A 19,978-nucleotide genomic window follows, 5' to 3' on the forward strand; every position below is an offset into this window, starting at 1 on the left:
ATAGCCCAAATGGCACAGCCGTTGCTGATGGCATTGTCAGTCGCTTTTCACAAAAACAAAGACGGTGACAAAACAATGCAAAACGCTTTCCTGCGCTCAACGCGCAAAACGGCGGTGGCTGTCGCAGTAGTCGGCGCATCGTCGCTTATCCTGACCGGGTGCGAAGCACCGCTGAATCTGGAATCCGTCAGGGCGGTTTCAGAGCAATCCTCCAAACGCACGGACTTCTATCAGGCCATGGCCAGCAATCACGAGGTGATTGTGGTATCCGGCAATGATGGGGTTTTATTGACCAGTGAAGACCAGGGCGGCACCTGGAAACGGATACCGGTAAACGCCGCCAGCAGCTTTCTGGCGATGGATGTGTGCCCCGACAATTCCTTTATCGCCCTCTCCTTTGACAACCAGCTCTGGCACGGCACCGCCGACGCTGCCGAGTGGACCGCCCATGCCATGCCCAGCCAGGAGCAGATGATGACTGCGGCCTGCGGGCCCGATGGCAGCTGGCTCGCCGCAGGCAGTTTTACCACCGTTCAGTTCAGTACCGACCAGGGTGAGAGCTGGGAGGAAACCTCCCTTTACGAAGACGCCATCATCAACAACCTCCAGTTTGTCGGCGACGAGCAGGTCATCGCCACCGGCGAGTACGGCCTGATTCTGCGCAGCGACGACAGTGGCATGAACTGGGACATCGCCGGCCGTGCTCCGGACGAATTCTACATTCACGCCAGCTATTTCGCGTCTGAGTCTGAAGGCTGGGTAGGGGGACTGAACGGTTTCATCTACCACACCATCGACGGCGGTGAGAGCTGGGAACAGGTGCCCGCCGAGACCACCGCTCCGGTGTTCGGATTCATTCCCGGAGCCGGCGCCGTCTTCGCGCTGGCCGATAACGCCACGGTGCTGAAACTTGGCGATGCAGGCTGGAAAAAAATCTCCGAATCCAGCCAGCCACTGTATCTGAAAGCCGGACTGTCCCTACCAGACCACCGCTTGCTGGTGGCCGGTGGCCGGGGCCTGCTCTTTGACCTTGAACTCCCCACGGCCCTTGCCGCCAGTAAAGACTGAGGATTCCCACCATGTCCCAACTGCATCGTTTCACGCATTTGCTGCACCTGTTGGAAGTGTGGATCTTCAATAATCCACGCAAGGTGTTGTCGTTAATTGCCATCCTCACCCTGGTGTTTGCCCTGCGAATTCCGGGGCTAAAGATTTTCACCGATTTCGCGGACCTGTTGCCGCAACAGCACCCCTACATAGAGCTGCACAACAGCATCAAAGACAGCTTTGGCGGCGCCAACGTACTGGTGGTTGGCGTTGAGTTCGAAGACGGGGACATTTTCACCAACGAGAACCTGGCGCGGATTGATCGCATCACCCAGGCGGTGGACAGCCTGCCGGGGGTGAACCACAACCTGGTGTCCAGCGTTACCCACCGCAATTCCCGCAAGGTCTGGCTGACGGAAGTCGGCAGCATCAACTCCGAACCCTACTACGACTCCACCCGGGGCCAGTATTCGCCGGAAGCCCTTGAAGCCATGCGAGCCGATGTGGCCGCCAACCCGCGGGTTTATGGCCCCCTGGTGTCACCCGACCTGAAGATGGCCCTGGTGAAAGCCCAGCTGATTGAAGGCCAGCTGGATTACGAAACAACCTTCGCCCAACTTCAACAATTGCGAGCCGATGAGGCCGCCGAAGGCGTCAACATCTACGCCACCGGCCAACCGGTACTGGTGGGCTGGGCTTACACCTACATGGATCAGATCCTGCAGATTTTCATCTTCACCGTTCTGACCATGCTGGCCCTGCTGATCTTTCATTTCCGTAAAGCGTACGGTGTGCTCATCCCCCTTGGAGGCGTTCTGGTCTCAACCATTTGGGGGCTTGGGATTATCAGCCTGCTGGGCTACAACCTTGACCCCCTCGGGCTGGTAATCCCCTTTTTGATCGCCGCACGGGCCATGAGCCATGGTGTTCAACTGGTCGAGCGTTATTACGCGGAAACCCTGGTTCTGGGCAGTGGCCCCAAAGCCGCCAAAGCCACCTTCGACAGCCTGTTCCGCCCCGGCTCCCTGGGCGTGGTGTCCGACGCGATCGGCCTGTCACTGATTGCCATCGGCTCGATTCCGCTGAACACCCACCTGGGTATCTACGCCTCATTGTGGGCAATCACCGTGGTGTTCACGGTGCTGATCGGTGTGCCGTTACTGCTCTCCATTCTGCCGACACCAAAGAATCCGGAAATCCGGGAAACCGCCCTGCGCCACATCGGTTCTACCTGCTCCCGCACGGTTACCAAGCCAGGCTCTGCCCGGGTGATTCTCGCGTTTGCAGCGGTGGCCATGCTCGGCGGCTTGCTGGCCGCCTCCAACGTGCAGATTGGCGACTCCGAACCGGGCTCCCCCATTCTTTACCCGGAACACGACTACAACCTGTCCTCCCGGATAGTGAACGATCGCTTCCCCGGTTCGGAAGAGCTGTACATCGTCGCCGAAACCAGTGAGAACGGCGGCCTGAAACGGCCCGAAGTGCTCAACGCACTGGCAGACCTGCAGGCCCACATGTTGGTGGACCCCGAGGTAGGTGGCACCAAGGGCCTGCCAGACCTGATCAAGCAGGTTAACCGCCTGATGCACAACGACGATCCCCGCTGGTACCAGATTCCCCACGATGCCGGCTACGTGGGCGGCCTGATGTTCACATACATGGCTTCCAGCCCGGTTCCCGGCGCTTTGGATGAGTTCAACGATACCGACGACCGCGTCGCTAACCTGGTGTTTTATTACAAGGACCGCCAGGGCGAAACCATTCGCCGCGCTATTCACATGGCCAAGGAGTGGATTGCCGAGAACGGTGACAGCGTGGAGGGCCTGACTATTCGCCTGGCCGGCGGCACCCTGGGCGTGGCTGCGGCTATGAACGAGTCCGCCTTCGAGACCAACGTGATCGTGTTGCCCCTGGTGTTCTTGCTGATCTTCATTTTCGTGATGCTCTTTTACACCTCCTGGCATGCCGGTTTGATGATGCTGCTGTCGATGCTGTTCGCCACCACCCTCACCTACGCCTACATGGGCATCAAGGGCCTGAGCATCGATATCAACACGGTGCCGGTGATTGCGGTCGGCATTGGCGTCGGCATCGACTACTCCATTTACATGATGGATCGCATCCGGGAAGAAATGGCCAAGTGCCAGGATCTGCGAGAGGCCGTGCGCCGGGCCATTTCCACCACCGGCATGGCCATCAGCTTCACCGCGGTGACTCTGATGGCGGGCATCGTGATGTGGGTGATCTTCTCGGACCTGCGTTTCCAGTCCGACGCGGCGCTGCTGCTGTGCGTGATGATCGTGATCAACGGTCTGGCGGCCATGCTGCTGGTGCCTTCCTGGGTGCTCAGCTTCCGGCCACGGTTTATCACCGATGTCTATGCCGATGAAGACGGCATCCTGCATTCCGACCACAGAACCCCGAAATCAACTCCCTCTGCCGCTTCGGCCACGAAGCAGGAAGATGGATTTGTGCCAGGAGAGCCGTACCGGGCCTGAGCCCGGTACCAACTCCCAAAAACCTGTAACGAGGACAAGCCATGCAAATAAAAACAAAAGGCCTGAGATTCTGGTGCTACACCCTTGCCGGTGGTGCCAGTCTGGCGCTGTTACCAATGACCACCACCGTGGCCGCGGAAGACACCCGCTTCAATGGCTACGTTGAGAACGCAACCTACGGACGGGAAGGCGTTGGCCTTTCCAAGTTCCGCAATACCCTCCAGCTGGAAGCGCAGAAGCGTGCCGGTGATATGGGCATTTTCAGCAATGTGCGCTTTAACGCCATCCTCAGGGGTAGTTACGATGGTGTCTATGATCTAAATGATGATGAGTATGGTCGCAATGCCGGCGGGCCGATTCAATTACAAGATCTTGCCCAGGGCTCCGTACCCCATGGCAGCGGTGTTGGCAGTCCTGCCAGCGCGATCCCCTTGCCCCCCGGGAACACCTTCGGCTTTGACACCACCCAAAATCCCAATGACGGCATGGAGGTGCTGGGCGAGCGCCTGCACGGACAGGACAACGGCGTTGCCTTCGGGGTGCCGGTGCGGCCCTGCGACAAGGACGACCGGGGTTGTATCCAGGGCTATCTGGACAAAGACTCTAACGAGCTCCGGTTCCAGGAATTCAATGATCGCGCGGACTTCATTCGTGAACTCTACGCCGATTTTGACATCAACTTTTCCAACGGCAGCATCCTCAGTACCCGTCTGGGCAAACAGCAGGTGATCTGGGGCCGGACGGACCTTTTCCGGGTTCTTGACGTGATCAACCCGGTCGATTTCTCCCGCAATAACATCTACGACGAGCTGGAAGACATCCGGATTCCGATGTGGATGTTGCGTGCCGACTACCGCATGGGCCCCACCGAAGTGTTCGATGGCCTGGCGTTTGATGACCTGAACTTCCAGGTGGTGTGGAACTTTGACAAGTTCCGCCCCCATGACATTGGCCAGTGTGGTCAGCCCAACGTTATTCTGGATGCCGGCTGCTTTTTCCGGGGTATGAACAACCTCTGGGAGAATGGCGGCACCGTAGCCAACTTCGCAGGTGCGACGCCTGACGGAGGTCTCGCAACGGACTTCGGTCCCGGCCAGATCGGTATCCGCAAGGCGCACATGCCCAGCTGGAGCCTGTCCAATACCCAGCTCGGTCTGAAACTGGAAGGGGTCTATGGCGACCTCGGCTTCTCGCTGAACGCTCTGACTTACCGCTCACAACTGCCTTCGCTCCGTGGTGGCATTCCCGCCCAGAATGCGTTCACAGGTGAAACCGCCGTTTGGCCAAGCCTGATTGCCTTCGATATCCACTTCCCGCGGGTCAATCTGGTGGGCGGCTCCCTTGATTACTACTCGCAAGGCATCGACACCGTATTCCGGGTCGAAACCGCGTACACCTCCGGTGAAGAGTTCGCCAACACCCTGCGTGAACGGCTCTACTCGGAATCCGATGTGCTGCGTTACGTGATTGGTGCAGACAAGAACATCTTCATCCCGGCCCTGAACGAAAGCCAGGCGTTCCTGTTCTCCGGCCAGATCTTCGGTCAGCACATTCTTGACCACGAACGCGAACAGCGCACCTACGGCGAAGCCGGTATTCCCGACTGGGAACACAACTGGACCGCGACGCTCCTGATCAAGGGTTTTTACATGAATGGACGGCTCAGCCCCCAGCTCATCACTGCCCACGATTTCCGCGCTCAGGCCACCGCCCTTGCCCCGTCTATTGAATGGCTGGTGACCGATCGCTTCAAGCTGACTGCCGGCGGCAACTTCAAGGTGGGCACCGGTGCCCGCAAATTCGACGACTGCCGCTCCTGTAACCCCTGGGATCCGTTCACACAAACCCCGGGTGTTGTCGGCCATCAGCCGGGTGAATCTGCAGGTCTTTCCAGCTATGAACCCCTCGGTCGCTTCCAGTCTGGCCCCATCGGTATGGCCCAGAAAGAAGACGAGCTTCAGCTGACCGCCCGTTACAGCTTCTGATAACAAGAGGAAAGAACCATGAAAACCATGACCAAACCAACGCTGCTTTCACGGTGTCTGGCCGCAGGCCTGGCGACCGGAATGCTGGCCTCAATGGCTCACGCCAGCGACGACGTTATCGAGAACTCCTTCTTCCCGTATAACGAGTCAGTGCCCACCAAAGAGGGTCTGAACACCGGTATGGTGATCGACCAGTCCAATGTCGCCCAATTCAAAGATGTGATTGACCCTGCGTTCTACACCTTTATCGAGAACGGCTGGACCTCCATCACCGTGGGCGATACCACGTCCTTCGGGTTGAACGAAGGTTACATTGAGGCTACCCGCACCGCCCTTGGCCAGGTGTCTCTGGGTGACCAGGTGGGTGAAATCAATGGCTGGCAGGCCGGCCGACCATTCCCGGAAGAGCCAGACGCCAACGACCCGCGTGCTGGCGAGAAGCTGGCCTGGAACTACAAGTACGGTTACAACTGGGGCGACAGTGCCGCCATTTACCCGTTCTACTGGAAGTACCGGGATATGAATTCCGGCAAAGTTGAACGCACCATCAAGTTCAACTTCCACTTCCTGAATTTCAAGGGCCGGGTGAACCAGGAGCCAACCCCGGAAATCACACCCAACCCGTCGGATTTGTTCCGAGCCATCTACGTGCAGGTTCTGGACCCGGCCGATGTGCGCAACACCCAGTTGTTGATCCACCGCGCCTCAGACGACCTCAAGCGCGATAATTCGTGGCTGTATCTGGGCTTCCAGCGCCGGGTGCGCCGCCTTGCTACCGGCCAGGTGACCGATGCGTTCCTGGGTTCAGACCTGATGATCGAGGACTTTGAAGGTTACAACGGCCGGATTTCAGACATGAACTGGACCTACAAAGGCACCCGTAACATGCTGATGCCGTTCTACAACCACAACGATCTGGAACTGGATAGCGAGACCCACCAGGACAGCGATGGCTACCAGGTAGTGGCCTTCAGTGGCCAGGGTGGCTGCTTCCCCAACATTACCTGGCAGCTGCGCAAGGTTTACGAAGTGGAATCGGTACCGGTGGATGAAAGCCATCCGTTGTCTCGTCGGGTTCACTACATAGACGCCCAGACGTTTACCATCCCGCGCACCGTGTCTTATGACCGCAAGGGCAGTATGTGGAAAACCTTCACCATCGGCCAGGCGCATCCGGACCACCATCTGCCCAAGAACAAGGGTAGCGGCGTTTCCATCGATGACAGCTTCAGCATGATTGATGTTCAGGCCAGCCATTGCACCACCGGCCAGTTCAAAGGCCAGGTTGACCCTGAGCTGTCCAAGCCACAGATGTTTAACGTACAGCACATGCGCGCAACAGGCAGCTGATCGGCAAATCAGAGTTGCTCTCCTTTGGGCCCGCTGTGCGGGCCCCTTTTTTATTTCGGAGGATGGGAAACAATGTCCCGATATGAGCCATTACCGGGAAACCCGCGGGAGCAGGATCAACTGCTGGTTCTGACGGATCATGAAGGCAGGATCACCTACGCGAGTACCTCTTTTTGCCGGCTGTGCGGCTACGATGAAGACACGCTCAAAGCGGATGGCTTCAGCCAACTCAGACACCCGAACATGCCCAAAGGCCCCCTGAACGACCTTTGGGAAACCCTGGGTCGAAACGACTCCTGGATGGGCATGATCCGGAACCGCACCGCCCGCGGCAACGATCTCTGGCTCGATACCTTTGTGACTCCGATTTCTGACGAGCATGGCCAGGTAATCGAGTACCAGGCTATTTACCAGATACCGGACAACGCGACGGTCCAACGTACCCAGGAGGTTTACCAGGCCCGCGCCAAGGGCAAGCAACCGCTGGCACTGAGACTTCCCAGGCTGGCGCCGGCCACCCAGCAATGGCTGCTGGCAACGCTGTGCTTCAGTCCCCTTTTGATTGCCGGGCTGCTGACACAACCCGTGCTTTTCGCCACGCTGTTTACCATCAGCAGCGCGCTGGGTGGTATTGCATTTTTCCTGCTGAACCGCCCTCTTCAGGCATTGGCCCGGCACTGCCAGGGCATTGTTGACCACCCGATCAAACAACTGGTTTATACCGGCCACGCAGGCACCGTCGGGCAGATTAAACTGGCTATGCGACTGGTAGAAACCCGCCTGAACGTAATGATCTCCCGGGTAAGGGACAGCGGCGGGCAGATCGAAGGCTATGTGGGTGAGGCCAATACCCTGCTGCAAGCCAGCACTCAGGCATCCGAACAGCAGCTGTCCGGGTTGAGCACCGTGGCGGCCTCGGTGGAAGAGTTCAGCGCCACTATCCGGGAAGTGTCTGAAAGCACCCAGCAGGCGGCTCAGCTGAGCGCCCGCAACCGGGAATCCGGCAACGACAGTGCCCGTTCCGCGGCGGCGGCCCAGGACAGTATCCGCACCCTGGCCCGGGAGCTGGAGCAGGCCGGAGACATTGTCCAGGAGCTGGACCAGAACAGCCAGGCCATCGGGCGTATACTGGATGTGATCAATGCCATCGCGGAGCAAACCAACCTATTGGCGCTGAATGCAGCGATTGAAGCGGCGCGGGCGGGTGAAAACGGACGAGGGTTTGCCGTGGTGGCCGACGAAGTGCGATCCCTGGCCAAACGAACCCAGCAATCCACCGACGAAGTCCGCGAGATGATCACCGCCCTGCAAGAGGGTTCTGCCCGGGTGGTGGAGTCGATGGAACAAGGCAAGCGCCAGTCGGCGGCCAGTGTTGAGCAAGTCTCCGCCAGCGCCGAAGCGCTTCAGGCCATTGTCGCCGGCATTCACGAAAGCGATGGCCTGAACCAGCAGATTGCGGCGGCCACTGAACAACAGAGCCAGACGGTCAGCCAGTTAAGTCAGGAGATCCACACCATCCACCAGCTTGCCAGCCAGACCTGCCACCAGCTGGCAGACACGGTCAACGCTGGTGAATCCGTGGGTCACCACGTATTCCGGCAGAAATTCCTGATCAAACACCTGATGCCCACCGGTGCTCACAATGCCCGGCAAGTACAGCTCAAGGAGAAGGTATCATGACTGAGCAGACAAACCAGGACGCCCATGCCCCCCTTACGGTGGTGGTTTCCCGCCGGGTAAAAAAGGGCGAGGAGTCGGCCTTCGAGCAACTCAGCAGCCAGATGACCGAGAGGGCCGCCAGGTCTCCCGGCTATCTGGGCGCCGCCATGTTCCGGCCCTCGTCTCCGGACGATCCGGAGTACCGGATTGTCTTCAAGTTCCGGGACCGGGACACCCTCACGGCCTGGGAAGAGTCGCCCGAAAGAGCCGAGTTGCTTGAACAGATTGAAGCATTACTGATAAAGCCCAGTGAACGGGAAGTGACCTCTGGCATCGTGACCTGGTTCACCCTGCCCGGGCAGAACCCGGTCAAACCACCACCCAAGTGGAAGATGACCATCGTGAGCTGGCTGGCCCTCTACCCCGCCGTGACTCTGGTGTTCCTGCTCTTTGGCGATCTGCTGGCGCAGATCCCCCTGCTGCTGCGCACCATGGCGGTCACCATCGTGGTCATGCTGCTGATGAGCTACGTACTGATGCCACGGATGACCCGGTGGTTTGCCTTCTGGCTGTTTCCGAAGAAAAACCAGGATGTCCGTTAACGGCGAGAGGGGCCTTATCCCGCAATGACCAATCTGCCCATTAACCGGTCCCAGTGGCTTGCGCTGGCCCTGATTCCTTTGTTGTCTGCAGCCTTGCTGTTCAGCCCGGTAGCGGGCTGGTTTGAAGGCCCGCAACGCCTATCGGCCTTGCTGGTGATGGCCGGTCTAGTACTGTTCGCCACAGGCGCCGTGCCGGAATTTGTCACCGCCCTGCTGGTGCTGACCCTGGCCATGCTGTTGTCGCTGGCACCAGCCGAGGTGGTGTTTTCCGGCCTCACCTCGACCGCCTGCTGGCTGATTGTTTCCGGGCTGGTGATTGGCATTGCCATCTCAGAAACCGGCCTGGCCCAACGGGTGTCCGACCTGTTTACCCGCCACCTGGATACCAGCTATACCCGGCTAATCGCTGGCATCGTGGTGATCGGCATCCTGCTGGGCTTTGTGATGCCCTCCTCGGTAGGGCGCATTGTGCTGATTATTCCCATCGCGCTGACCATCGCCCACAGCTGTGGCTTTGAGCATGGCAGCAATGGCCAGAAAGCCGTGGGTCTGGCGGCAGCCTTTGGCAGCCATCTGCCCACCTTTGCCATTCTGCCTGCCAATGTGCCAAACATGATTATGATCGGCTCTGCTGAAAAGATTCATGGCTGGAGCCCGATGTTCGGGGAATACCTGCTGCTGCATTTCCCGGTGCTTGGCATTCTGAAGACCATCCTACTGGTCGTTGTGCTGGTGCGATTGTATCCGGACAGCCCGAAACCCGTTCCAAAGTCCGGCCCCCGACAGCCTTTCGATGCGATGGAATCGCGGCTGATGCTGATTGTGCTGGTGACCCTGGGCTTCTGGCTGACCGACACCTGGCACCAGATCTCGGCCGCATGGATCGGCCTGGCGGCCGCGACCTTACTGCTGATGCCCGGCATTGGCATGATCTCCACCCAGAGTTTCAACCAGAAGGTGAACATCAGTTCGATTCTGGTGGTAGCCGGCCTGCTGGGCATTGCCGGGCTGATCAACCATCAGAACATCAGCGGCATTCTCGGCGGCCATGTGTTGTCCTGGCTGCCATTAGAGCCGGGGCAGGATTTCGCCAACTTTCTCACCCTGTCACTGGCGGCAACCGCGACCGGGATGGTCACTACCCTCGCCGGCATTCCCGCCACTCTCACGCCCCTGGCCGGCCCCATGAGCGAGATGACCGGTTTCAGCCTGGAAGCGGTGTTGATGACGCAGGTTCTGGGTTTCTCCACCATCATCTTCACCTACCAGTCGGTACCGCTGATGATGGCCATGCCGCTGGCCGGCATTCCCATGCGCCATGCCGCCCGGTTGTGTCTGATCCTGGCCGCACTCACCATCGTGGTTCTGTTTCCGCTGGATTACCTGTGGTGGAAATGGCTGGGGTGGATCTGACACCACCGGCAAACGCCTCAGCTCCGCGTGCCCCCTACAGATGGTTCATCAAGGCCCTCAGCCGGGCATTGTCAGGGTAGCGTTGCAACATGGCCCGGGTCACTTGCCGGGCCTTGTCTTTCTGATCCAGCTGAAACAGGGCAACCGCGTATCGGTAGCCAAACAGCCACTGATCGGGAGCCAGCTGATGGGCGCGTTCCAGGTCCGCCAGCGCCGCCGGGTAGTCTTGCAGACGGATACGGATCAGACCGCGCAGGTGAATCAGCTGTGATTCCTCAGGGCTGTGCACCAATGCCTGGTCAATGGCCCGGACCGCCTCAAGGTTGCGGTCGCCGGAGCGGAGAATATCAGTGAGCAGTATGGTGGCGGGCACGTAGCCCGGGTCTTTGGCCAGAGCACGGCCGAGTTGCTGCTCGGCCTTGTAGACATAATCCCCGGCCATCAGGTATCGGGCTTTCAGCACACTGCCCGCGGGCAGGTCTGACTGCATATCAACATAGTGCTCGTATTCTCTCTGAACGTCGCCCCAGCGCTCAGGGTCCGGCAGGATGCCCGACCACACCATGGATTCAAAGGTGCCTCGAGCAGGCGAATCTTCCAGTCACCCATGCGCACCGCAGAGCGGCCATACAACTCCCAGCCAACAACCCGGCTCTTCGGGGCATTGCCGTTCAAACCAGGGATCATGGACACACCCTGAATCTCGAAAATTTCACGGCCGTTGTATGGGCTCTTGGGCAACTCGACGCCAGCCAGTTCGAGGAACGTCGGCATGATGTCCATCACATGGAAGAACTCGTGGTTGATCTTGTCTTTGGCCTGGTCACCGGGCAGATTCAGAATGGCCGGCACCAGCAGGCCGCCCTGGGTGGGATAGCCTTTCCACATCGGCCACGGAGTGGCGCTCACCTGGCCCCATTGGGCGCCATACCAGATGTAGGAATCCGGACGGCCCATATTGTCGAAGCTGTTGTCGTACTCAGCGGCAATCCACTCCTTGTTGCGGGGCAGCACTTCCGGGCTGTTGCCATCTGCGCCGTTATCCGACATGAACATGACCACGGTGTTGTCGAGCTTGCCGGCTTTCTCCAGATGAGCCATTACCCGGCCAATGTTCTCATCCATGTTGTCCACCATGGCGGCGTAGATTTCCATCTTGCGGGCTTCGATCTTGCGCTGCTCATCGGTCAGCTCATCCCACGTCGGCAGCTGGTCAAAGGGCACGTTGGCGGCCAGCTTGTGCCCTACCAGTCCCATTTCCTGCATCTTGCCAAGGCGCTGCTGACGAATGGCTTCATAGCCTTCGTTATAACGGCCCTCGTATTTCTTGATGTAGGAATCCGGAGCCTGCAGGGGCCAATGGGGTGCCGTGAAGGACAGCACATGGAAGAAGGGTTTGTCGCCGGCTGCGTTTACGTACTCAATGGCTTTGTCGGCGTAGAAATCCGAAGAGAAGAAGCCTTTGGGCACCTCTACCTGCTTGCCGTTCTCCAGGTAGATGGCTTTCGGATCAACACCGATAATCGCCCGGCCATCATCAAAGTGGCTGGCGCCGCCCTGAACCAGCACCCAGGACTCGTCGAATCCACGCGCATTGGGGCTCAGCTCACCGGTGCGGCCGAGATGCCATTTGCCGGTGGTGGAAGTGTGGTACCCGTTATCCCGCAGCACCTCAGGCAGAGTCACCACCAGGCCATTCAGGTGGCCCTCATAGCCTGGCTGCCCCTTCTGTTCCGGAGTCAGCAGCTCGGCCATGTTGCCGATACCGGCGCGGTGGTTATCGGTGCCGGAAAACAGCATGGACCGGGTCGGGGAACAGGTGGGAGCAGTGTGGAAGTTAGTCATCCGGATGCCTTCGTTGGCCAGGGCATCCAGGCTCGGGGTTTCAATCTCACCCCCGTAGGCGCCAATGTCTGAATAGCCCAGGTCATCGGCGATAATCAACAGGAAGTTGGGTTTCTCAGCCTGGTTGGCCGATGCCAGCGTAGACGCTGCCACCAACCCCAGAGCCAGCCCCAACCGACGAAGCAGCGTGTTGTTTTTGTACATGCTATGCCCTCAATCAGTTCGTGGTTGTGCCACCAGTGTGTGGTCAACACCATTCTGCTGAGGGTTTGCGGGTAGGGGTTATCCCGTATGCGCAGGGGGTGTCATAAATGCGCAACAAAGATGCCTCAGTCAATCATTCCACACCGCGAGGGGGATCGCCGATTTCCTCAGTACCCTCGATAGTGATAGCTGCCAGTCAAACGCAAGGAGCCTCCATGGAACTGCCCGCCTACCTGAAAGTCATGGCCGATAAAGATGCCTCTGACCTTTACTTTTCCACCGGTGCAGCGGTCATGATGAAGGTGGAAGGGAAAACCGCTCCCCTGACCCAAAATCCACTGCCCCCTGGCGCTGTCAGGCAGTTAGCCTACTCGGTGATGAACGACAAACAGCGGGCGGAGTTCGAGAAAAACCTGGAACTCGACATGGCGGTCGGCGTCAATGAAGTCGGGCGTTTCCGGGTGAACGTCTTCTGGCAGCGCGGCGAAGTCAGCATGGTGATACGCCACCTGCGTAACGAGATTCCCTCCATCGAAAGCTTGGGGCTCCCGCCGGTGCTGAAAAAGCTGATTATGGAACCCGTGGTCTGATACTGGTGGTTGGCTCCACCGGCTCCGGGAAATCCACCACCCTGGCCTCGATGATTGACCACCGCAACAGCAGCCAGTCTGGACAGATCCTGACCGTGGAAGACCCCATCGAGTACACCCACAACCACAATAAAAGCGTGGTCAACCAGCGCGAAGTGGGGGTAGACACCCGCTCCTATAACGAAGCCCTGCGCCGCGCCATGCGGGAAGCGCCGGATGTCATCATGATTGGCGAAATACGCGATCGGGACACCATGAAGCACGCCCTCACCTATGCGGAAACCGGCCACCTGTGCATCTCCAGCCTGCACGCGAGCAACGTGGACCACACCATGCGGCGGATTGTGAATTTCTTTCCCGAGCACGCCCACAAAGAACTGTTCATGGATATGAGCATGCATCTGAAGGCGGTGATTGCCCAGCGCCTTCTGAAAGGCAAGGATGGCAAGCGGGTGGTGGCGGTGGAAGTGATGCTGGCCAGCCCCTACATCCGTGACCTGATCAACAAAGGGGAGATTGATGACATTGCAGACATCATGACCCGGGGCATCGAACACGGCATGAAGACGTTTGACCAGGCCATTCTGGAGCTGTATGACCAGGGCAAGATCAGTCAGAAAGAAGCCCTGAACAACGCCAACTCCCGGCACAACCTTGAGGTCAAGATCCGCCTCGCCAGCGGCGGCCTGCACTCTCCGAGCGACCTGCTCAGTATTGAGGAAAGCTGATGAACACAACGAAAAACGCCCCGATCAACGGGGCGTTTTCAGAACCGGAGATCTGATCAGATCTTGGTCATTCTCAGGTAAGGACGCAGCTCGTTCCAGCCCTGCGGGAACATGTCCTTGGCTTTCTCATTGTCGATGGACGGCGGGATGATGACATCGCCACCCATGCGCCAGTCGGCCGGCATGGCACAGCTGTTGGCGTCGGCAAACTGCAGTGCGTCGATGGCACGCAGGATCTCGTCGAAGTTACGGCCAACCGCCATCGGGTAGGTCATGGTCAGTCGCACTTTCTTGTTCGGGTCGATGATGAACACGCTGCGCACGGCGGCGGTTTCGCTTTCACCCGGGTGGATCATCTCGTACAGCTGAGCGATCTTGAAGTCTTCATCGGCAACAATCGGGAACTGCAGGTCACAGCTCTGGGTGTCGTTGACGTCGTCAATCCACTTCAGGTGCTCTTCTACCGAGTCTGTAGACAGACCAAGAGGTTTGACGTTACGGGCGGCGAATTCTTTCGCCAGCTGGGCAGTACGGCCCATTTCAGTGGTGCATACCGGGGTGAAGTCAGCCGGGTGGCTGAAGAAGAACACCCAGGAATCGCCTGCCCACTCGTGGAAGCTCATCTTGCCTTTGGTGGTGTCTACGTTGAAATCCGGGGCGGTTTCGCCGAGTCGAATGGTCATGTCATTTCTCCTGTCGGGGTTTCACATCAGTGGTTTTATTAGCAACGGGATCAGGTTATTCGACCTGATCCGTTATATCAATAATGATATATCTATAGATCAATTAGTTTTATTTAAACTACCACGGTTCAGCTTGTTAACCTGCTCTGCCTAACAGTTCGCTGATGGGCTGGGGGTCGTGCCCCGCCTCATGAGCCGCTTTAAGCAGCATCGGGATGTTGCACTGAGGGCTTTGCGCCCGGCTCTGAGCCCACATATGAACAGCCCTTCGCCCGGTGCGGCAAAAACCCAGCACTGGCGTCGGCGCGTTATCGAGCGCCTTACCAAAGGCCTCCACATCGGCCTCGGTATACTCACCGGATGCCACCGGTACGCAGAACCACTCTAAGCCTGCGCGCTCGGCTGCCTGGCGGAAAAGGCTTTCACTCTCATAGCCATCTTCGCCATCGCGCCGGTTGCAAATCACAGCGTTGAAGCCCTGCTCCCGAATCGCGGGGAAATCCTCCAGAGTTACCTCATCAGAGATTGCAAACTCAGGCTCCAGAAAATGCACTTTCATGACTGCCTCCTTTATCGGTATCAAAAACGGTTGACTGGAACTTTCAAATACACCTGTCCGTCTTCATCTGCCTCGGGCATCTCACCGGCCCGCATGTTTACCTGTACCGAAGGCAGAATCAGCCGGGGCATATCGAGCGTGGCGTCACGCTCGGTTCTCAGGCGCACAAACTCCTCCTCCACCATGCCTTCGCGTACGTGAATATTGCGCTCGCGTTGCTCAGCGACGGTGGTCTCATGCTGGAACTCATCCCGGCCCGGGGCTTTGTAGTCGTGGCACAGGAAAATCCGTGTTTCCGCCGGCAGGGCCAGCACTTTTTGGACAGACTGGTAAAGCACTCTGGCATCACCACCGGGGAAATCGCAGCGCGCCGTGCCAGAGTCTGGCGCGAACAGGGTGTCGCCAACGAAGGCGGCATCACCAATCACGTAGGTCAGGCAGGCAGGCGTGTGGCCGGGGGTATGGAGCACGTAACCTTCCAGACTGCCAATCCGGAAACGATCGCCTTCTTCGAACAACTTCCCGAATTGACTGCCATCCCGGGCAAACTCGGTGCCGGCGTTGAAGGCCTTGCCGAAAATCTCCTGCACTTCAATGATGCGGGCGCCGATACCGGTTTTGCCACCGAGCCGTTCCTGCAGATAAGGCGCAGCGGACAGGTGATCGGCGTGTACGTGAGTTTCCAGAATCCATTCCACCACCAGATCGTTCGCCTGCACGTAGCGGACGATGTCATCGGCCGACCGAACATCCGTTCGCCCCGCGGCGTAATCGAAATCAAGAACGGAATCAATGATGGCGCAGGCATTGCTGTCCGGATCTTCCAGAACGTAGCTGAAGGTATTGGTAGCTGCGTCGAAAAAGTGGGTGACTATTGGCTTGTACATAGTCTGATCCTCCCAAACATGGTGTTGATGTCTCAGCCACCAATAGAACACACCAAAATGAATAAGCATAGACCCTATAGAAATATCAATTTTCATCGGATCGATAGCGCCTGACAATCAACATCAGAAATGCAATAGAAAAGACCTGAAAAACCGCCATATGACGCTATTTCAGGCCGAAAAGGAGGTAGGGCTAATGCAATCGATTGGCGGAGGCTTGAATCTAGTGGGGAGAACGTCTCGCTGGAGCGGCCATCCACTCATGCCCCTTCAGCATAACATGCCAATAAAGAGTGGGAAGCTGTTTTGCTTTCAACCACCAGGCGGCTCTCGTGGCTTGGGTGCCATCGTTAATCCATTTGGGAAAGCTGGGCTGCAGCACTCCGTTGTAACCAAATTCCGCCAGCACGATGCGGCCATTCTCAACCGTCAGGGGGCAAGAACCATAGCCCAGATAAGCTGCCGTCATTGGCGCCTTACGCAGCGTGGAGATCACGTTTTCAGCGACCACCGGCGCCTGTTTGCGGACGGCAGCCGCCGTTTTTGCGTTCGCGGTGCCACTGACATCCCCCAGCCCGAAAATATTGTCAAAGCGTTTGTGGCAGAGGGTATCGTCGGCCAGGTCCAGCCATCCGCCATCATTTGCCAGTACAGATTCCCGGATAAACGCGGGGGCCCGCTGCGGTGGAACCGCGTGCAGCATATCGAACTCGACCTCCCGATCCTCCGATTGCCACTCACTGGTTGTAACCCGGAACGTTGCCTTTCTGGACGTGCCGTTCACCGCCACCAGAGTGCTCTGGAAATGAGTAGCAATCCCGTACTTTTCAACGTAGCGCTGCAATGCCGGTACGTAATCGGCTACCCCGAATAACACAGCACCGGCGTTATGGAACTGGACGTTAATATCGGAAAGGCAATTATTTTTTTGCCAGTAATCTGACGACAGATACATGGCTTTTTGTGGTGCGCCGGCACATTTGATCGGCATGGGCGGCTGACTGAACAGGGCGGTTCCTTTTTTCAACTTCTGCACCATTTCCCACGTGTAGCTTGCCATACCCTGTCGGTAGTTCGAGGTTACACCGTTAGATCCCAGCGCCGCCTCCAGGCCATCAATACCCCCCCAGTTCAATTCCAGACCCGGTGCCAGTATCAGGACCCGGTAGCCGATCGTAGAACCATCCGCCAGCCTGACTCGGTTTATTTCAGGCTCAATGGCGGTGACTGCATCCTGGTACCAGGAACAAAAACGGGGTATGACCCCGGCCATAGGCTTGGCGGTGACCTCAGGTCGAAAGACACCGCCCCCGACCATCGTCCAGCCGGGCTGGTAGTGGTGGGTCGTGGATGGCTCAACGATTGCGATGTCGGTGTCCCGATCCCGCTTGTGAATGCTGGCCGCTACGGAGATACCTGCCGCACCACCACCGACGATGACCACGGTATGCTGCTTTTCGGATCCCGCTTGAGTTGTTGAATGGTTCATACCTCAGACCTCTTGTCGTTATTTGGTTGGCTAGTGGATGCTTGATGTATATCAAATCCTATCACCAAAAAAGATCTAAGGTTATATCGATATAGAATAAACGAGGTCGGCGACAGTATTCCGGCAAGGCTTAGACACGGATCGTTGATCCTGAGGGGGCGGTAAACAGAGAGGTAGCCAACGGGATCAGGAGCGGACTAGTGCCGCTCCTCAAGATCTTCGTAACCGGTGATCATGGGTTTGATATGACTGGTGACGGTTTTACCCATGGTAGCCATGTAGACATGGGCAATCACGAACACCAGCATGGCGAAGGCCGCACCAGTATGCACCAGGGCGACGGCTTGCAGCGACAGGGCGCCGTCCAGAACCGCAGGCCAATCGTTATAGAACAGGTACAGCAGGCCAGAGGCCCAGATAACCGGTGAGATCACCAGCTTGAAGAACAGATACGCCAGTCTCTGCAACGGGTTATGTTTGGCCTGACTGGTTTTACGATACGGGTGAGGCGCCCCGGTAAAGGTGCCGACCAGGTAGTAATGCATCACCGCGAACAGGCCCGTTCGGGTAGGGATATACTGCCGCCACTCGCCCGTGGTGAAGTGCCAGAAGATGGCGAACAGCCACAACACGATCAATGCCCAGGCAGCCAGGGTGTGCACCTCCATCGCAGTGCTGAACGTCAACACACCGAGACTGCCGTGGATATTGAAACCAGTGAACAGCAACACGAAGATCAGTAACGCCTGGCTCCAGTGCCAGAAGCGTTCAAACCGCTTGAAAATCATGACCCGGCTCATTGGCCTTTCCTCCCGCGGACGATCACTCTGGCAATCCCGTGTGCCAGCACACCCACCAGGGTCACCAGCACCAGCAACCAGCCGATTCGGTCGAGCCACGGGTTGCGGTCGTGGCCCGGCATGTAGATGCCTCCCAGCCCGGCCAGCCGGCTATCAACGCTGTGGCACGCACCACACCCGAGAGCCTGCTCCGCCGACGGCACCATGTGGGTAATGGGCCAGTGCATGGTGGTTTCAATAAAGTCGAATTCTCCGCTGTACGGCATGCCAGACATCTCACTGGCCGCCTGCAGGGCTTTCTCCCAGCTGTAATTACTCCACAGAGAGGTGTCGTCGGCACCAAACACATGGGTCGCCAGCAGGGTCTGGCGCTGGGTATCAAAGGGTTGCTTGCCCCGCATGACCTTGAACGGCCAGATGCGCGAAGCCGGATCATCGGGACTGCCTTCCACCCGGTTCACCGCCACCGGTGGGTTATGAATATCCAGGGCATCGTCCACCATGGTGTACTTCACGGTACCGTCAAACCAGGCATATTCGGGCACCACGTTCTCACCATGGCGGAAGTCGCCCTTTTCACTCAGGTAAGACGGATGCCCGTGTTCGTCCAGAATTTCTATCGGTTTTCCGGCCTCATCAAGACGGCCCGCCGTCGACCAGTCCCACCAGGTTTTTGTCGGTACGCCACCCCGGGCAAAGGCCGGCACGTGGCAGGTCTGGCAGGCCAGCGTGTCGACATGGTCATTCAGTTTCTGGGCGTTATGGGGCTCAAGCCCGTGGCAGGATTCACAGCTGGCCCGGGTGAAGTCGGTATGCCCCGGCACATCAATGCCGAGCTGGTCCTTGGCGGTCATCTGGTAACGACTTCCGGTCACTGCATGGCCCCAGGTGCTGTGGCAGTCGGAACAGGCAAAGTTGAGTCCCTCCGGGGACATATGAACATCCAGCGCTTTCGGCGGATTAACCAGGGAAGAATCCAGGTCGCCGTGTTTCACCCCATCACCACCCCCGCCGTAGAAGTGGCAGCTGCCGCAGTTGGCCCGGCTGCTCGCCCCCACATTCTGAGCAATGCGCTCCAGGTCTGGGGGCTGAACCATCTTGCCACTGCCCTTGGGCCATTCACGGGGTATGTAGGAGGGGTGGCCGGCCAGGGTCGGGAACTTCCAGTACTCACCGATGGTGTCATGGCACACCAGGCAATCCACCGCGTTGTCCGCGGTAGGCGGCGGCTGGCTCATATCCTCCCAGCCGTAACCCACATGGCAGGAGGTGCAGCGGGGCTCGTTGGTTACCGCCATTCCGCAGAAACTGTTGATAACCCTGTTTTTACCTAAAGTCTGGCCGGTTTCCTGATGGCGATATAACCAGGTCCAGTGGGTCGTCTGGCGGATCTGTTCGCCCGCCTCGGTATGGCATTCCAGGCAGGCGGCGGTGACGTCTTCTGCTCGCTCGAAGGGCCCCTGAAGCGCCTTGAACCGGGTGTGATCCGCCGTTGTTGATGACCGCAGGTTGGCCTCGGCTTGGGGCAGGTTTGCCAAGCCAAGGCACATCAACACCGTCAGCAATGCAGGCAGTGCGCTAAACGTCTTGCTCGTAGGATCCATGTCTCTCACCACCGGTCCCGTATGGCCTGATCCAA

The 19,978-nt window shown here is 58.2% G+C and carries 17 protein-coding genes; 9 read left to right on the plus strand and 8 right to left on the minus strand.

Annotated features, from left to right (window positions below; all coding sequences use genetic code 11):
* Window positions 1–75: 75 nt before the first annotated feature.
* The 7 genes from ACTZWX_RS05025 to ACTZWX_RS05055 all read left to right on the plus strand — a co-directional run bounded on the left by ACTZWX_RS05025 (window position 76) and on the right by ACTZWX_RS05055 (window position 10,554).
* A complete protein-coding gene (locus tag ACTZWX_RS05025; protein WP_444712995.1) occupies window positions 76–1,068 on the plus strand; it encodes a WD40/YVTN/BNR-like repeat-containing protein in 993 nt (330 codons plus the stop codon).
* 11 nt (window positions 1,069–1,079) lie between these two features.
* Window positions 1,080–3,545, plus strand: coding sequence for an efflux RND transporter permease subunit (locus tag ACTZWX_RS05030; RefSeq protein ID WP_444712996.1), 2,466 nt, complete (start codon window positions 1,080–1,082; stop codon window positions 3,543–3,545).
* Between the two features lie 41 nt (window positions 3,546–3,586).
* Window positions 3,587–5,530, plus strand: a complete 1,944-nt coding sequence (locus ACTZWX_RS05035) for a DUF1302 family protein (protein WP_444712997.1) — start codon at window positions 3,587–3,589, stop codon at window positions 5,528–5,530.
* Window positions 5,531–5,548: 18 nt separating this feature from the next.
* Entirely contained in the window at window positions 5,549–6,880 is a 1,332-nt protein-coding gene (locus ACTZWX_RS05040) for a DUF1329 domain-containing protein (RefSeq protein ID WP_444712998.1), read from the plus strand.
* 72 nt (window positions 6,881–6,952) lie between these two features.
* Entirely contained in the window at window positions 6,953–8,560 is a 1,608-nt protein-coding gene (locus ACTZWX_RS05045) for a methyl-accepting chemotaxis protein (RefSeq protein WP_444712999.1), read from the plus strand.
* The gene (locus tag ACTZWX_RS05050; RefSeq protein ID WP_444713000.1) at window positions 8,557–9,141 is read left to right on the plus strand and encodes an antibiotic biosynthesis monooxygenase; all 585 of its coding nucleotides are present in this window, start codon (window positions 8,557–8,559) and stop codon (window positions 9,139–9,141) included. Before ACTZWX_RS05045 ends, ACTZWX_RS05050 begins: the two co-directional genes overlap by 4 nt.
* Window positions 9,142–9,165: 24 nt before the next feature.
* Complete coding sequence (locus tag ACTZWX_RS05055; RefSeq protein ID WP_444713001.1) at window positions 9,166–10,554, plus strand: SLC13 family permease; 1,389 nt, start codon at window positions 9,166–9,168, stop codon at window positions 10,552–10,554.
* 34 nt (window positions 10,555–10,588) lie between these two features.
* Here the strand turns inward: ACTZWX_RS05055 and ACTZWX_RS05060 are convergent, their stop codons facing one another.
* A complete protein-coding gene (locus ACTZWX_RS05060) occupies window positions 10,589–11,044 on the minus strand; it encodes a tetratricopeptide repeat protein (RefSeq protein ID WP_444713002.1) in 456 nt (151 codons plus the stop codon).
* Window positions 11,011–12,603: an arylsulfatase gene (locus ACTZWX_RS05065; protein WP_444713003.1), complete on the minus strand. Its 1,593-nt coding sequence runs from the start codon at window positions 12,601–12,603 to the stop codon at window positions 11,011–11,013. The genes ACTZWX_RS05060 and ACTZWX_RS05065 overlap by 34 nt, the downstream gene beginning before the upstream one ends.
* Before the next feature lie 215 nt (window positions 12,604–12,818).
* On the opposite strand from ACTZWX_RS05065, the gene ACTZWX_RS05070 reads away from it, so the two are divergent.
* Together ACTZWX_RS05070 and ACTZWX_RS05075 are read left to right on the plus strand one after the other, a co-directional pair.
* On the plus strand, window positions 12,819–13,193 hold the full coding sequence (locus ACTZWX_RS05070) for a hypothetical protein (protein WP_444713004.1): 375 nt from the start codon (window positions 12,819–12,821) through the stop codon (window positions 13,191–13,193).
* Window positions 13,194–13,198: 5 nt separating this feature from the next.
* Window positions 13,199–13,921, plus strand: coding sequence for an ATPase, T2SS/T4P/T4SS family (locus tag ACTZWX_RS05075; protein ID WP_444713005.1), 723 nt, complete (start codon window positions 13,199–13,201; stop codon window positions 13,919–13,921).
* A gap of 56 nt (window positions 13,922–13,977) precedes the next feature.
* Here the strand turns inward: ACTZWX_RS05075 and ACTZWX_RS05080 are convergent, their stop codons facing one another.
* From ACTZWX_RS05080 to ACTZWX_RS05105, 6 genes are all read right to left on the minus strand, one after another.
* On the minus strand, window positions 13,978–14,604 hold the full coding sequence (locus ACTZWX_RS05080) for a peroxiredoxin (RefSeq protein WP_444713006.1): 627 nt from the start codon (window positions 14,602–14,604) through the stop codon (window positions 13,978–13,980).
* 136 nt (window positions 14,605–14,740) lie between these two features.
* Window positions 14,741–15,163: a TIGR01244 family sulfur transferase gene (locus ACTZWX_RS05085; RefSeq protein WP_444713007.1), complete on the minus strand. Its 423-nt coding sequence runs from the start codon at window positions 15,161–15,163 to the stop codon at window positions 14,741–14,743.
* 20 nt (window positions 15,164–15,183) lie between these two features.
* Entirely contained in the window at window positions 15,184–16,050 is an 867-nt protein-coding gene (locus tag ACTZWX_RS05090) for an MBL fold metallo-hydrolase (protein WP_444713008.1), read from the minus strand.
* A gap of 223 nt (window positions 16,051–16,273) precedes the next feature.
* A complete protein-coding gene (locus ACTZWX_RS05095) occupies window positions 16,274–17,539 on the minus strand; it encodes an FAD-dependent oxidoreductase (RefSeq protein ID WP_444713009.1) in 1,266 nt (421 codons plus the stop codon).
* A gap of 197 nt (window positions 17,540–17,736) precedes the next feature.
* Window positions 17,737–18,339, minus strand: coding sequence for a cytochrome b/b6 domain-containing protein (locus ACTZWX_RS05100; protein ID WP_444713010.1), 603 nt, complete (start codon window positions 18,337–18,339; stop codon window positions 17,737–17,739).
* A complete protein-coding gene (locus ACTZWX_RS05105; protein WP_444713011.1) occupies window positions 18,336–19,943 on the minus strand; it encodes a tetrathionate reductase family octaheme c-type cytochrome in 1,608 nt (535 codons plus the stop codon). The genes ACTZWX_RS05100 and ACTZWX_RS05105 overlap by 4 nt, the downstream gene beginning before the upstream one ends.
* Between the last annotated feature and the right edge of the window lie 35 nt (window positions 19,944–19,978).

Origin of the sequence: Marinobacter sp. NSM, from assembly GCF_052380025.1 — a bacterium.
Lineage (GTDB): Bacteria > Pseudomonadota > Gammaproteobacteria > Pseudomonadales > Oleiphilaceae > Marinobacter.

Bases quoted from the DNA above. Each gene is read 5' to 3' on its own strand.
- ACTZWX_RS05080 (WP_444713006.1), bottom strand. From the start codon at position 14,604: ATGACCATTCGACTCGGCGAAACCGCCCCGGATTTCAACGTAGACACC.
- ACTZWX_RS05060 (WP_444713002.1), bottom strand. From the start codon at position 11,044: ATGCAGTCAGACCTGCCCGCGGGCAGTGTGCTGAAAGCCCGATACCTG.
- ACTZWX_RS05105 (WP_444713011.1), bottom strand. From the start codon at position 19,943: ATGGATCCTACGAGCAAGACGTTTAGCGCACTGCCTGCATTGCTGACG.
- ACTZWX_RS05095 (WP_444713009.1), bottom strand. From the start codon at position 17,539: ATGAACCATTCAACAACTCAAGCGGGATCCGAAAAGCAGCATACCGTG.
- ACTZWX_RS05045 (WP_444712999.1), top strand. From the start codon at position 6,953: ATGTCCCGATATGAGCCATTACCGGGAAACCCGCGGGAGCAGGATCAA.
- ACTZWX_RS05025 (WP_444712995.1), top strand. From the start codon at position 76: ATGCAAAACGCTTTCCTGCGCTCAACGCGCAAAACGGCGGTGGCTGTC.
- ACTZWX_RS05040 (WP_444712998.1), top strand. From the start codon at position 5,549: ATGAAAACCATGACCAAACCAACGCTGCTTTCACGGTGTCTGGCCGCA.
- ACTZWX_RS05030 (WP_444712996.1), top strand. From the start codon at position 1,080: ATGTCCCAACTGCATCGTTTCACGCATTTGCTGCACCTGTTGGAAGTG.
- ACTZWX_RS05055 (WP_444713001.1), top strand. From the start codon at position 9,166: ATGACCAATCTGCCCATTAACCGGTCCCAGTGGCTTGCGCTGGCCCTG.
- ACTZWX_RS05050 (WP_444713000.1), top strand. From the start codon at position 8,557: ATGACTGAGCAGACAAACCAGGACGCCCATGCCCCCCTTACGGTGGTG.
- ACTZWX_RS05035 (WP_444712997.1), top strand. From the start codon at position 3,587: ATGCAAATAAAAACAAAAGGCCTGAGATTCTGGTGCTACACCCTTGCC.
- ACTZWX_RS05100 (WP_444713010.1), bottom strand. From the start codon at position 18,339: ATGAGCCGGGTCATGATTTTCAAGCGGTTTGAACGCTTCTGGCACTGG.
- ACTZWX_RS05065 (WP_444713003.1), bottom strand. From the start codon at position 12,603: ATGTACAAAAACAACACGCTGCTTCGTCGGTTGGGGCTGGCTCTGGGG.
- ACTZWX_RS05085 (WP_444713007.1), bottom strand. From the start codon at position 15,163: ATGAAAGTGCATTTTCTGGAGCCTGAGTTTGCAATCTCTGATGAGGTA.
- ACTZWX_RS05090 (WP_444713008.1), bottom strand. From the start codon at position 16,050: ATGTACAAGCCAATAGTCACCCACTTTTTCGACGCAGCTACCAATACC.
- ACTZWX_RS05070 (WP_444713004.1), top strand. From the start codon at position 12,819: ATGGAACTGCCCGCCTACCTGAAAGTCATGGCCGATAAAGATGCCTCT.